Annotated in this window: 10 protein-coding genes and 1 tRNA gene; 3 read left to right on the top strand and 8 right to left on the bottom strand. The window is 65.8% G+C overall.

The window, feature by feature from the left end; genetic code table 11:
- Positions 1-66: 66 nt before the first annotated feature.
- The 6 genes from AC1DVR_RS12845 to AC1DVR_RS12820 all read right to left on the bottom strand — a co-directional run bounded on the left by AC1DVR_RS12845 (position 67) and on the right by AC1DVR_RS12820 (position 7,824).
- Positions 67-1,527 carry a hypothetical protein gene (locus tag AC1DVR_RS12845; protein ID WP_478000973.1) on the bottom strand — a complete coding sequence of 487 codons (1,461 nt, stop codon included), beginning with the start codon at positions 1,525-1,527 and terminating at the stop codon, positions 67-69.
- Positions 1,528-1,832: 305 nt separating this feature from the next.
- Positions 1,833-1,922, bottom strand: a tRNA-Ser gene (locus AC1DVR_RS12840).
- A gap of 614 nt (positions 1,923-2,536) precedes the next feature.
- Complete coding sequence (locus AC1DVR_RS12835) at positions 2,537-3,253, bottom strand: alanyl-tRNA editing protein (protein ID WP_478001097.1); 717 nt, start codon at positions 3,251-3,253, stop codon at positions 2,537-2,539.
- A gap of 20 nt (positions 3,254-3,273) precedes the next feature.
- Positions 3,274-6,069 carry a DUF3772 domain-containing protein gene (locus AC1DVR_RS12830; protein ID WP_478000972.1) on the bottom strand — a complete coding sequence of 932 codons (2,796 nt, stop codon included), beginning with the start codon at positions 6,067-6,069 and terminating at the stop codon, positions 3,274-3,276.
- Positions 6,066-7,100 (bottom strand): cysteine synthase A, encoded by a 1,035-nt coding sequence (locus AC1DVR_RS12825; protein ID WP_478000971.1) that lies wholly within the window; start codon positions 7,098-7,100, stop codon positions 6,066-6,068. Before AC1DVR_RS12825 ends, AC1DVR_RS12830 begins: the two co-directional genes overlap by 4 nt.
- Before the next feature lie 322 nt (positions 7,101-7,422).
- Positions 7,423-7,824: a cytidine deaminase family protein gene (locus AC1DVR_RS12820; protein ID WP_478000970.1), complete on the bottom strand. Its 402-nt coding sequence runs from the start codon at positions 7,822-7,824 to the stop codon at positions 7,423-7,425.
- Positions 7,825-7,954: 130 nt separating this feature from the next.
- On the opposite strand from AC1DVR_RS12820, the gene AC1DVR_RS12815 reads away from it, so the two are divergent.
- Entirely contained in the window at positions 7,955-8,557 is a 603-nt protein-coding gene (locus AC1DVR_RS12815; RefSeq protein WP_478000969.1) for a 50S ribosomal protein L25/general stress protein Ctc, read from the top strand.
- Between the two features lie 109 nt (positions 8,558-8,666).
- Positions 8,667-9,386, top strand: a complete 720-nt coding sequence (gene pth / locus AC1DVR_RS12810) for an aminoacyl-tRNA hydrolase (protein ID WP_478000968.1) — start codon at positions 8,667-8,669, stop codon at positions 9,384-9,386.
- 40 nt (positions 9,387-9,426) lie between these two features.
- Here the strand turns inward: pth and AC1DVR_RS12805 are convergent, their stop codons facing one another.
- A complete protein-coding gene (locus tag AC1DVR_RS12805; protein WP_478000967.1) occupies positions 9,427-10,428 on the bottom strand; it encodes a YcjF family protein in 1,002 nt (333 codons plus the stop codon).
- A 30-nt stretch (positions 10,429-10,458) separates the two neighbouring features.
- Positions 10,459-11,847, bottom strand: coding sequence for a YcjX family GTP-binding protein (locus tag AC1DVR_RS12800; RefSeq protein ID WP_478000966.1), 1,389 nt, complete (start codon positions 11,845-11,847; stop codon positions 10,459-10,461).
- Positions 11,848-11,985: 138 nt separating this feature from the next.
- On the opposite strand from AC1DVR_RS12800, the gene truA reads away from it, so the two are divergent.
- Positions 11,986-12,756: a tRNA pseudouridine(38-40) synthase TruA gene (truA, locus tag AC1DVR_RS12795; RefSeq protein ID WP_478000965.1), complete on the top strand. Its 771-nt coding sequence runs from the start codon at positions 11,986-11,988 to the stop codon at positions 12,754-12,756.
- Positions 12,757-13,073: the final 317 nt, after the last annotated feature.

The following is a 13,073-nucleotide window of genomic DNA, read 5'->3' as shown; positions in this document are numbered from 1 at the left end:
TCTAGGCTCGAGGACCTTCCCGCCGTTAGTTGGGTTGCATTCCAGTGCGAGCCAGCCCCGACGACATCACCCTTCGCCATACTTTGACTTATAACGCTCTTCCGGCGCAAGCCACTCCTCAAGAAAGTCCAAGGGATCCAACGTCCCGATCATCTTCTTTGCCAAAGCCAGACGCTCCATAAGCCGGGTTCGGCGTTCTCCGTCCAGCAACGCCGTCCGTTTCTCTGCTTCTGAAAAGAACCTTTCGATAGCCACCGTGACCGTCCACCGATCCATTATGTCAGAGAGCTGTTTGCCACTCTCAGCAGATGCCTGCTTGACTTGCCGCTGATCCTCTTCCCGACGCCAACGTTCCTGCCTCTCTTCCCATTCTCGTTGCCGCCGGGCAGCCTCGACCTCGGCTGAAGTCATGAGCGCCCTGATTTCGGCCTCAGAGCTTTCCAGTGTTCGCAAAAATGCTGGAATCATCTCGCCGAACGATGCTTTCGCGGTCTCCTGCCAAACTTTCACCCAATCGACGCCATGCACAGGAGAGTATGCGACCAAGCGGAAGCGTCCGCAGGGAATATCCCGCTCAGTCGTCCATGAATTGGTGAGTTGCCAGGGTCTCGCCGACTTTACCACTTTGCTATCGTCGCGAACGTATTTTCCATCGATATACCGCATGGTTACCTGTTCGGTCATTTCGATTAATGCAAGGCCGATGGGCATCGATCCGACATACGTGATCGTAGGACGGTGCGGCGACCAGATGTTGCCAGTGCCATAACGGCCATATTTCCGGTCTTTTCCAGGCGCTTCTCGCTCTTCAATGTGAACGCGGTGCATCCTCTGATCCGGCAACGCAAACTGAACCCGGTGCCCTTTCTGGTCCAGGGCTTTGTAAATCTCGTCGGCGATATCGAGGGCGCGGAGGAGGCAGTTTTCCGAGGTAACAATGTCAGGCAGGAGCAGTTTGTATGGCCTGAGGAATTCTCCCTCGTCCAACTTGCGTGTCTTGCGGAAATGCCCCTCCACTCCAACGAGCATCGGATGGCGACCGGCCCGGATCGTACTTAAGGTCCGAGCCACATTTGTATTTCTTTGAATAGTCTTCGATTTTGGCGCCGCGATCGGTCGGTCTTTCGACCAGCTCAATTGATCCCCCGGCAACGCGGGGGGCAGGAAAGGACGTGGTTTTGCTTTCCCGACCGCCATCTTCTGCCAGTACCCTACAGGTGGTCGCGGCACTTTGAGGGCCTCACAAATCCGGGCAAGATAGGAGCCGGACACGCCGAACTTCTCGGCAAGATGATTGATTGGAGTGACCCAGACCTGTGCGTATAGGTCCTCGCGGGTCACTTCGAATTCTTCGACAACCGAGGCAGTTGAGGGAACGTTCATTGAATACTTCTCGGACGGTGGAATTTGCCGATCTGGGGATACCCGATCGCTATCGGTTCTCACCAGAACTTTCTTTGATTGACCGCTGCCGACATCCGCCGCGCAAAGTCCGGTTGCCCTTTCTTGAGCGGAAAGTGTCTTCATTGTGCGTCCGGCCCGCCGGTTTGCGCGGAATGCTCTTTGCGCGATTTGGACGCCCGTCGCGTCTGCAATGCGAGTGGAAACCACAAACCATCAAAATGGTGGTAAGATTTTCTCATTCAAATACAGATGCTTAAAGCTGAACACTAAATCCGCGCAGTCGTCAGCTTTGGAGAATACCCGTCGGGAGAGAGCCATTTCCGACGTTCTCCCACAAACGCAGTGTTCAGCTTTTCCCGTATAACCCCCGAATATAACGACAAAATTCGGCTAGTCGTGGCGACGGAGATTTTTTGCATCAGGGCAAGTGGCGGACAGAGAGGGATTCGAACCCTCGAGACGGTTCCCCGCCTACACACTTTCCAGGCGTGCGCCTTCGACCACTCGGCCACCTGTCCGTTGGCCGGGTGTTTACACGCGGGATAGCGGCGGATGCAAGGGGCCTCGGTGAGGAAAGTTGGGGCCGGGCGGGGGATTATGGCTTTGGGTGGTTTTGTGGCGGGGAACGTCGGAGCGGGCACGGGGAGGTGTCGCGGTGGAGGTGTCACGCTGCAGACTTCACGGCGGCGATTGCTTGATGGGCGGTCTGGCAGGGTGACCAAGAAAGGGGGGCCGCTGTTGAGCAGTTGCGGCGGGCGGTCACGATGGGGCGAGTGTGGAGGCGCAGTCGTGGAGGGGCGGAGGGCTTCGGTTTGCCAAGCCAGGTGGTCTCGGGGCGACGGTGATCAGGAGGAGGTTGTGCGGACGGACGGCGGGGTCCAGACCGTCAGGCGGGGGCGGTCACGAGAAGTGGCTGACCCCGGTCCAAAGGACAGATTGGCCCCGGAAAAGATTAAAGGGACAAGGCTGCCAGGTTCCTGCCACCAAGACCGGGCATTCAGGCCTGAGCCGCCAGGAGAGGACAGTCGGGGCAGGCCCGTCAGGGCAGGACAGACAGAGCAGGACAGTCGGGACAGGCCCGTAAAGTCAGGACAGCCAGGACGGCCAAGACAGGCCGGTCAGGACAGGGCGTTCAGGACAGGGCGATGGTGACGCGGCGGTTCTGGCGGCCCTTGTTCTCGATCTTGCCGATGGTGAGACGGCCGATTTCGCCGAGGCGGGCGACGTGGGTGCCGCCGCAGGGTTGCAGGTCGATCTGGCTGGCGCCCGCGCCGATCCGGATCAGGCGCACCCTGCCCTGCCCGCGTGGCGGGCGCACCGACATGGTCTTGACGAGGCCGGGGTTGGCGTCAAGCTCGGCCTCGGTGATCCAGTCCTGGGTCACGGCGAGGTCACGGTTGATCAGCCGGTTCAGGGCGGCTTCCAGGGCGGCCAGATCGCCGGGCGGGTCGGGCATGTCAAAATCAAGCCGGCCGCGTTCGGTGCCGATCTGGCCGCCGGTCACCGGCAAGGGGATCACCACCGACAGAAGGTGCAGCCCGGTATGGACCCGCATGTGGCGGTAGCGGCGGTCCCAGTCGATGCGCTGCAGGATGCGGGCGCCGACCGGCGGCAGGGCGCGCGGCTCGCCCGGCACCAGGGCCACGCCGCCCGCCTCGACCTTGACGGCGGTGGCGATGGGCAGGCGCTGGCCCTGCCATTCGATCACGCCGCTGTCGCCGGGCTGGCCGCCGCCGGTCGGGTAGAAGACCGAGGCCGAGATCACGATGCCGCCTTCGGGCGTATGGGCCACGACCTCTGCCTCGGCCTCGGCCAGATAGCTGTCATCGCGGAACAGAAGTTCGGTCAGGGCGGCTGGCTGGGCTTCGGTCATTGCGGCTTCTCCTCCGGGACGGGGGGTGGCAGGCGGCGGGCTTCGGGGGGCAGGGGCGCGCCAAGGATCGCCTCGACGGCGGCGATGTTGGCGGCCTCTTCGGCCTGGGCATCGGCCTCGGCGGCGGCCTCGTCGGCGCGGCGCTTGAGGTAGTCGCGGTGCAGGGTGGTGAAGGGGATGTTCTCGGCCCGGAAGCGTTCGGTGATCTGGTGGTTGATCTCGGTCCGCACCGCGACCTGGAAGTTCACGTCGCGCAGGATGACGCGGATTTCGAACTGCTGCACTTCACCGGCGAGGCCGATGAAGGCGATCATCGGCGGCGGCGCCAGCAGAACCAGCGGCTGCGCCTCCGCGATCTCGCGCAGGAGGGTCGCGACCTTGCGGCTGTCCTCTGTCAGGGGCACGGTCACCGGCACGATCAACCGGCCGGTCAGGCTGAAGCGGGTCCAGTTCGTGACCCGGCCCGAGATGAGGTCCGAGTTCGGCACGATCACGTCGGAGCGGTCGAAGGTCTGGATCCGTGTCGAGCGCACCGAAATGGAGGAGACGATGCCCTGCACCGGGCCGACCTCGATCCAGTCGCCCTCGGAGACCGGGCGTTCGATCAGCAGGATGATGCCCGAGACGAAGTTCGACACGACGGTTTGCAGGCCGAAACCGATGCCGACCGACAGGGCGCCGGCGACGATGGCCAGGCCCGACAGGTCGATCCCGGTCGAGTTGATCGCGATCAGCGCGGCAAGCATGATGCCGACATAGCCCACGCCCGAAACGATGGCGTTCTGGCCGCCATGGTCCAGCCCGGTGCGCGGCAGGATCGTGGTCTTGAGGGCCCCCTGCAAGAGCCGTGTCGCCGAATAGCCGATGCCGAAGACGACGGCGAAGAACAGGAAATCGGTGGGCGAGATCCGGGTCTCGCCCAGTTGGTAGCCTTCCTGGAACCGGGTCCAGATCTCGGTCAGGTCCGAGGTCCGCGCGCCCCAGATCAGCGCCACCACCGGCAGCATGGCCAGGGCCAGCGCAAAGCTGATCAGCACCGGGGCGAGCGCGTCCTGATCAGTCTCGGCCCGGGTGATCAGGGCGTAAACATCGCTGACCAGCTGCTGCATCAGGTAGAGAAGGGCGATCAGCCCCAGCGTCATCGCGGTTGGAAAGACCAAAGCGCCGGCGGCCGAGATATAGCCCACCGCCGCCAGCAAGGGCCCGATGATGCCCACGACATTGGTCGCCCGGGCCAGGATCGCAATCAGCCGCGCGTTGTAGGTGGCGCGGCCCTCGTCGCCGCTGTCGGCCTTGACCTGGCGCAGCAGATGACCCAGCCGGACCAGCAGCAAGGACCCGATCAGGATGATCGGAAAGACCAGGACCGAGGTCGCGGCATCGCTGACCTCGATCTCGGACATCGCGACCCGGCGCAGCAGGGCGATGGCCAGCAGCAGCCCGAAGGAAGTGATCAGCACCCTGCCCTCGGCCCGGCGTTCGGGCGGAAGGTTGAGGAAAGCGCCCACGGTGTTGGCCATCGGCTCGCCGGTCGTGTCGGTCACCGGATCGGCCACCGGAAAGATCCGCCCGCCGAGCCAGATCGCGGCGAAGAGGGCAAAGCCCATCTGCCCGAGCGAACCTGCCACCAGAAGCCCGACCATGCCGAGGACGCCCGACAGGCGCAGCGCCTCGGTCAGGGCCATGCAGCCCAAGACCGGCACGATGATCACCCCCAGCGAGGCGAGAAAGCCGCCGATCCGCCGCCCGCGGGCCGAGGTGCGGCCCTGCAGGCGCAGGACCAGCCAATCGACCCAGGGTCGGCCACGCCACAGCATGGCCAGGGCGAAGACCAGGAAGGTCAGGATCAGGGGCAGGTTGTTGATGGCGCGCTTGCGGACATTGGCATCGCCGACGCGGGTCACCGTCTCGCCCACGATGGTCTTGACGGTCTGGGTCAGGCCGCTGACTGCATCGGTCCAGTTGCCGGGGTAAAGCGGGTTGGGCCAGAGTTTCAGCAGCTCGTCCGCCTGCCTTTCGCGCAGCACGCGGTCGATCTCGCGGATCAGGCCGTCGGCGCGTTGATAGGCCTCGTCGGCGGCGATGCCGGGGGCCTGCAGACGGCCCATCTGGGCATTGAGCTCGGCCCGGCGGGTGGCGATCTCGGGCGCCTCGGTGGCGCCTTCGGCCGGGGCCGGGCCAAGTGCCGAGATCTGGTCCTTCAGCGTGGCGATCCGGGTGGAATTGGCGTTCTGCGCGCCCTGCAGCTGTTCGCGCCAGCGTGTCAGTTCCAGGCGCAGGTTTTCCAGCGACACGTCCGAAAGGTTGGGGTTGGAGATGGCGGATTCGGCCCGCGTCGCCATCCGCTCCCAGCCCTGATAGTCCAGCGCGCCGCTGCTGGCGCCGCCGCTGGCCACCGGCTTGGGCGCAGCCCCGCCCGCCGCCCCGGCTTTCGGTGCGAAACCGCCCGAAAGCGGGGCCTCCCCGGCCGTCGTATCGGCGATCGCGGTATCAGCGGTGGAGCCTGCGGCGGCGGTGCTGTCGAGGGCACTGCGCGGCTTTTCGGGGATCAGCGCGCCCGAGCCATCGGCATGGACCTTGACCGTGGGCTGCCCGGGGGCGGCGCCGCCCGAGATGACCGCGTTGTCACTGGCCGAAGTCTCTGGCGCCGGGGCCACCGGGATGACGGTGACCGGTGCCGCCTTGTCCTGGGCATAAAGCGGCGCGCCCGGCGCCAGGGCACAGAGTGCAGCCAGACCTCCGGCCAGAAAAGCGCGCCTCAGGCGGCGCTTCATCCGGCCCGGGCCTGTCATGCGTCCTCGAAAACCGTGGGAATGTTGGACGGCGCCCGGTCCAGCCATTCCGGCACCGGCAGGCCCTTTTCCTTCAGGAACGTCGGGTTGAACAGTTTGGACTGATAGCGGTTGCCATAGTCGCAGAGGATGGTGACGATGGTCTTGCCCGGCCCGAGGTCGCGCGCCATCCGGATCGCGCCGGCGATGTTGATGCCCGAGGAGCCGCCGAGGCAGATTCCCTCGTCCTCCAGCATCTCGAAGACCAGGGGCAGCGCCTCGGAATCCGGAATGCGGTAGCTCATGTCTGGTTTGAAGCCTTCGAGGTTGGCGGTGATCCGGCCCTGGCCGATGCCCTCGGTGATCGAGTTGCCGGGGCTCTCGAACTTGCCGCTGGTGTACCAGGAATAAAGCGCCGCCCCTTCGGGATCGGCGAGGCCGATCTTCACGCCCTTGGGCTGCAGGGCCATGGCGGTGCCGGCCAATGTGCCACCCGAGCCCACGGCGCAGATGAAGCCGTCAACTTTGCCGTCGGTCTGCTCCCAGATCTCGGGGCCGGTGGTTTCGATATGGGCCTGACGGTTGGCGACATTGTCGAACTGGTTGGCCCAGATCGCCCCATTGGGCTCGGTCCGCGACAGAGCCTCGGCCAGACGACCGGAGTAGCGGATGTAATTGTTCGGGTTCTTGTAAGGCACCGCCGGCACCTGGACGAGTTCGGCCCCGGCCAGGCGGATCATGTCCTTCTTTTCCTGGCTCTGGGTTTCCGGGATCACGATGACGGTGCGGAACCCCATCGAGGCGCCGACGAGGGCCAGGCCAATGCCGGTATTGCCCGCCGTACCCTCGACGATCGTGCCGCCGGGTTTCAGCAGCCCGCGCGCCACGGCATCCTTGATGATGAACAGCGCGGCGCGGTCCTTGACCGACTGGCCCGGATTGAGAAACTCGCATTTGCCGAGGATGGTGCAGCCCGTCATCTCGGAGGCCCGCTTCAGCTTCAGGAGCGGTGTGTTGCCAATGGTGTCAGCCAGATCGCTATGGATGCGCATGGGGGTCCCCTCAATCCTCTGGGCTCTGTGTAAGCAAGGCTTTGGCGAAACTCAAGCAAGGCCGGGCAAATCTTGCCGAAGCCGCGCCGGGTCCGACCCGTGATCCAGTTGAGCGCCTGCGGCGCAGGTCTTTTTCTCGCCTCTGGCCTGCGGCCAACCGGCTCGGGCGATGCCTCCGGCGGGAGTATTTGGGCAAAGCGCAAACACAAGGCGCCCCTGCCCTTCCATTTCATCCAGATGCAAATATCCGCGGGGGTGAAGCCGAAGGCGAGGGGGCGGCAAGCCCCCTTCCCCGGGTGGATCAGGGCGAATCGCCGGGATGTCAGGCCTGCGGTGGTGCGGCTTCGGGCAGCCAGTGGTCGGGCAGCAGCTCCCGCATCGGGCGGCGTCCAGTGGGCAACAGGACCTCTGTCGCGCGATTTGCCGGGTCGATCTGGACGATGAGTTCGCGGCAGCGGCCGCAGGGCGGCAGGATCTGGCCCTGGGCATCGACGGCGACCACGGCGCGGATCCGGCTTTCGCCGGCGGTGATCATCGCGGCCACGGCGGCATGTTCGGCGCAAAAGCCGAGGCTGCAGGCGGCGTCGATGCAGACGCCGGTATAGATGCGTCCCGCGGCGCTGCGCAGGGCGGCGCCGACGCTGGCCACCTCCACCGTCGGCGACAGGCGCCGCGGCTTGACCACGCTCAGCGCCGCTGCCAGCAGTTCCGCGTCATGTTCCATCGTCATACCCCTTCAAAAACCGCGGTTTCACAGGGATTTTGCGCTTCCCCTCCGCCGCGTTCCGCTTTATAGCCCCGCAGGTCGCGCCATGCACCCTTGGAGGATGGCGGACTTTAACAGGAGAATACCTATGGCACGCCAGATCAATGATCTGAACGTCGAGGTTCGTACGGGGACAGGCAAGGGGGCCGCTCGTCAAACTCGTCGTGAAGGATTCGTACCCGGGATCGTTTATGGGGATGGCCAAGAGCCCATCGCCATCAAGGTTCCGTACAACTACCTCTTGAAGCACCTGAAGGCCGGCCGCTTCCTGCAGACCCTCTTCAACCTGAAAGTCCCGGGCCAGGCTGACACTCATGTCATCTGCCGCGGCGTTCAGCGCGATGTGGTCCGCGACCTGCCGACCCATGTCGACTTCATGCGTCTGCATGACGAGTCGCGTATCGTCCTGCACATCCACGTCACTTTCGAGAACCACGACGCGGCTCCCGGCCTGAAAAAGGGCGGCACGCTGACCATCGTGCGTCCGGAAGTCGAACTGGAAGTGCTCGCGGGCGATATCCCCGATCACATCACGATCGACCTGACCGGCAAGAACATCGGCGATGTGATCCACATCAACGACGCCGTCCTGCCGGAAGGCGTCAAGCCGACCATCGCGCGCAACTTCGTCATCGCCAACATCGCGGCTCCGGCCGGTCTGGTGGCTGCGGAAGCTGAAGCCGAGGCCTGAGCTTTCGCCGGGTGAGGTTTTGAACGGGCGGCATCCCCTTGCCGCCCGTTTTCATTTGCGAGGCTTGCACCGCATCAGGGCAGGCGACATGCTGGGGCAGAGGTGAGGCATGAAACTCTTCGTGGGTCTGGGCAATCCGGGGGCCGAATATGCCGGCAACCGCCACAACATCGGCTTCATGGCGCTGGACCGCATCGCGGCCGATCACGGCTTTGGCCCGTGGAAGAAGGCTTTCCATGGCCTCGTGTCCGAGGGCCGGCTCGGCGGCGAAAAGGTCGTGCTTCTGAAGCCCGAGACCTTCATGAACAAATCCGGCCTTTCCGTGCAGGCCGCCGTGACCTTCTACAAGCTGGCCCTGGCCGATGTCGTGGTCTTTCATGACGAGCTCGACCTCGCCCCCGGCAAGCTGCGGGTCAAGATGGCGGGGGGGCATGCCGGGCATAACGGCCTGCGTTCGATCCATGCCCATCTGGGCGAGGCCTATGGCCGCGTCCGCATGGGGATCGGCCATCCCGGCCACAAGGATGCCGTGGCGGGCTATGTGCTGCACGACTTCTCGAAAGCCGACCGCGACTGGCTGGAGCCTGTGCTGCAGGGCGTCTCGGATGGCGCGGCGGATCTCGCCCAGGGCGAGGACTCCCGCTTCATGACCACGGTCGCCCTTCGCGTCTCGCCGCCACGCAAGGCCCCCCGCGATGCGCCGGAGGCCAGGACGGGCGAAACCAAAGCGGCTGAACCCAAGGGGCCGGCGGTTGAGAAACCACGTGAAGATCCCGCTGCAAGTCCGCTGACCGCCTTGCAAAAGCTGGCGCAGAAGTTCCGCTCGTGACATTGGCCGGTAGGATGGGCAATTTGCCCATCTTCGGGACCTAACCGGCCTCTTTCGCCCCGAACAACCCGGCCAGGGCCCGGCTGATCGTCGCCGAAACCCCGGGGCGTTCCACCGCGACAAAGGGCATCGGGCGGCAGATCTCCATCGCTGTCAGACCCACCCTTGCGGTCAGCGCCCCATTCACCACCCCCTCGCCGAAGCGGCGCGACAGTTTCGACAGGATGCCGCCGCCGGCGAAGGAGCCGATCAGGTCGTCGGTCAGCGCCACCGCCCCCGTCGCCACCAGCGACAGGAAGACCCGGCGGAGCAGGCGCCATGAGCCCAGCGATCCCGCCCGCCCGCCGTAAATCTCGGCCACGCGGCGGATCATCCGCAGGTTCGACACCAGCGCCGTTGCGACATCGGCCAGGGCCAGCGGGATCAGCGCGGTCACCGTCGCCACCTGCCGCGCCGCGGCCTCGACCTCGGCGCGGGCGAGGTCATCCAGCGGCAGGATCAGTTCGACCTCGGCCAGCCGCAACAGCGCATCGGCATCCAGCACCTCCTCCTGCCGCTCGGCCAGCCGCGCGCGGGCCCATTCCATTTGCGGCCGCCCGGCGTAAAGCCCTTCCAGCCGGGCCAGAACTGCACGGGCCTGCGCCAACTCGCCGCTTTCCACCGCCTTCAGCGCCTGCAGGCGGATGCTGTCCAGCCGGGCGAGACGCGAGAAGGCGCGCAATTCGCCCACCACCAGCACCAGCACGATCCCCGCCGCCAGCACCAGCAGCACAAGCGCCAGCCAGCCGAGCCAGATGTTGCTGGCGATCAGCCCTGCCACAAAGTTCCACGCCGAAACCGTGATCACCAGCGAGAAGAGGCTGCCGAAAACCCAGGTCGCAAAGCGCGCGAAGGCCGAGCTGCGCCGCGCGGCCAGCCGGCGCACGCCCTCCATCGCCTGACCCAGCGGCAGATCCTCGGGCATCTCGGCCAGACCGGGGTCGACCTCGCCCGCCCGTTCCAGAAGCGCCGGGCGTTTCAGCCGCTCGTCACCTTGCGCCATGCGGGTTCTCCTTCAAGGTCACAGCCAAAGTCACAGCTTGTCCCCGATCAGAAACTCCGCCGCGCGGTCAAGCCGGATGTGCGGCGGTCCCTCGCCGGGCTTGCGGGCAGCGCGGGCCGGGGCAAAGCCCATCAGGGCGAAATCGGCGTCGAGCCATTTTTCCGCCCCTTCCCGCGCCGGGGAGAGGATGCGCGCGGGGTCGAGCGGCAGTTCACCGGCATACATCGCGACCTGCCTTCCATCGGCGAGCCGCCCGCGCACCGCATCCAGCACCTCGCCGCCGCGGGTGATCTCTTCCTCCACCGTGCAGCGCAGGCTGGCCAGCGACAGGGCCGCCGTCCCGGCCCCGGCGAAATCGGCGCGGGCCTTGGCCTCGGCCAGCATGGCTTGGGTGATCGCGGTCAGGGCGGGGTGCTGGCGGTGGTGCAGATGGTCGGCCTTGGTCGCGGCGAACAGCAGCCGCTCGACCCGCCGCCCGCCCAGAAGCAGATCCAGCCAGCCGTTGCGCCCGGGGCGGAAGGCGGTCAGCACCTCGGCCATGGTGCGGCGCAGATCCTCGACCGCGGCCGGGCCCTGATGCAGCGCCGAAAGCACGTCGACCAGCACGATCTGGCGGTCGATCCGGGCGAAATGGTCGCGGAAGAAGGGGCGGACGACCTTGTCCTTGTAGGCGGCATAGCGGCGCTCCATCTCGGTCCAGAGACAGCCGCGCGGGCGTTGGGCGGGCTTGGGCAGGGGGGCAAAGGTCAGGACCGGGCTGCCCGCCAGATCGCCAGGCAACAGGAAACGCCCCGGGGTGCAATCGGTCCATCCCGCCGCGCGCGCGGCGTTCAGATGCGCGGTAAAGCTCGCGGCCAGCGCCATGGCTTTCGGTTCGTCCAGGCGCAAGGCGCCATCCTCGGCCCGAGCCAAGGCCATGAAATCACGCGCTTCCGCGCGCTTGGCCAGCCGCGACAGCACGCCGTCGGACCAGTCCTCATAGCTCTTGTCCAAAAGCGCCAGATCCAGAAGCCACTCGCCCGGGTAATCCACGATATCGACATGCAGCACCCGTGGCCCGGTCATCCCGCCGATGAAGCCGCGCCCCCGGGTGCGGAAGGACAGCCGCAGTTCCGACACCGCCCGTGTCGATTGCGGCCAGCGCGGGTTGTCGCCCGTCATCGCGGCGAGATGGTCCTCATAGGCAAAGCGCGGCAGGGTCATGTCGGGCTGCGGCTGCAGATAGACCGCCTCGATCCGGTTGCGCGCGGTCAGCTGCGGCATCCGACCCCGCTCCAGCAAGTTGGCCACAAGGTTGGTGATGAAGACGGTCTTGCCCGCCCGGCTGAGGCCCGTCACCCCAAGCCGCAAGACCGGAGCCGGCAGCGCCAGGGCCTCGACCCCGCGCCAGACATCGTCCACCAGATCTGAAACGCCCAATCCCTGCCCCTTTGCCTGCCCCCCTTACATAGGCACGGCCAGCCCCCCGATCCAGCCCCCCCGTTTCTAGGGCCCCGTTGCACAAGCCCCCCCAAGCCGCTACAGCCACGCCATCCCCTTTCCCAACCCGGCCCTCCCATGCCCCGCTATGCCCTCCGCATCGAATACGACGGCAGCCCGTTCAACGGTTGGCAGCGCCAGGCGCAGGGTCAACCCTCGGTCCAGGCCGCGGTGGAAGAGGCACTGGCAAGGCTGGAGCCCGGCCCCCATACCATCGCCGCCGCAGGCCGCACCGATACCGGGGTGCATGGGATCGGTCAGGTCGCCCATGTCGACCTCGCGCACGACTGGGACGCGTTTCGTTTGTCCGAGGCGCTGAACCATCACCTGCGCCCGCAGCCGGTGGCCGTGACCGCCTGCGCCAAAGTGACCGAGGATTTCCACGCCCGCTTCTCCGCCATCGAGCGGCGCTATCTCTACCGCATCCTCGCCCGCCGCGCCCCGCCGGTCTTGGACCGTGGCCACGTCTGGCATGTGCTGAACCCGCTTGATCTGGAGGCCATGCAGGAAGGTGCCGCACATCTGATCGGCTTTCACGATTTCACCACCTTCCGATCGACCCTCTGCCAGGCCAAAAGCCCGGAGAAGACGCTGGACGAGATCACCATCACCGCCCTGCCCCAGCCCCAGGGCACCGAGTACCGCTTTCACCTGCGCGCCCGCAGTTTCCTGCACAATCAGGTCCGCTCGCTGGTGGGCTCGCTGGTCCGTGTCGGGGTTGGCGCCTGGGCTCCCGACCGCATTGCCGCGGCGCTTGCGGCGCGCGACCGCGCGGCCTGCGGCACGGTGGCGCCACCGCAGGGCCTGTGCCTCACCGAGGTGCGCTACCCGGTCGATCCGTTCGCGTAAGGGTTGCACGGCCCCGCCCCCCGTTCCCGCCCTGTCGCAACGCTGGGGCAAAGTGTCGCGGCCCTTGCGCAGCCCCGCGGATGTTAGCGCAACCCAAAATGGCCGCAAAGGAGAAGCGGCCAAATTAGCCAGATCTTCCAGTGTGTTACCCTGCGCGCCCCCCTGCGACGTTCTGGAATTTGCCAGATTGTATGCTCTGGTATACCCAAAAAGAAATTGTAGCTTTCGTAATCACAAAGTTGCGATAGAGTTGAACCAGCGAAGAGATGACACGCAGCGCCGCCGGGGAAAATCGGGGTGGCGCCTGCGGTCCAGGG

This window comes from Rhodobacter sp. P2_H5 (assembly GCF_056403335.1).
Note: the sequence above shows the minus strand (reverse complement) of the source record. Positions and strands in the feature narration are given on the sequence as shown.

Bases quoted from the DNA above. Each gene is read 5' to 3' on its own strand.
- AC1DVR_RS12845 (WP_478000973.1), bottom strand. From the start codon at position 1,527: ATGAAGACACTTTCCGCTCAAGAAAGGGCAACCGGACTTTGCGCGGCG.
- AC1DVR_RS12830 (WP_478000972.1), bottom strand. From the start codon at position 6,069: ATGACAGGCCCGGGCCGGATGAAGCGCCGCCTGAGGCGCGCTTTTCTG.
- AC1DVR_RS12825 (WP_478000971.1), bottom strand. From the start codon at position 7,100: ATGCGCATCCATAGCGATCTGGCTGACACCATTGGCAACACACCGCTC.
- AC1DVR_RS12820 (WP_478000970.1), bottom strand. From the start codon at position 7,824: ATGGAACATGACGCGGAACTGCTGGCAGCGGCGCTGAGCGTGGTCAAG.
- AC1DVR_RS12815 (WP_478000969.1), top strand. From the start codon at position 7,955: ATGGCACGCCAGATCAATGATCTGAACGTCGAGGTTCGTACGGGGACA.
- pth (WP_478000968.1), top strand. From the start codon at position 8,667: ATGAAACTCTTCGTGGGTCTGGGCAATCCGGGGGCCGAATATGCCGGC.
- AC1DVR_RS12805 (WP_478000967.1), bottom strand. From the start codon at position 10,428: ATGGCGCAAGGTGACGAGCGGCTGAAACGCCCGGCGCTTCTGGAACGG.
- truA (WP_478000965.1), top strand. From the start codon at position 11,986: ATGCCCCGCTATGCCCTCCGCATCGAATACGACGGCAGCCCGTTCAAC.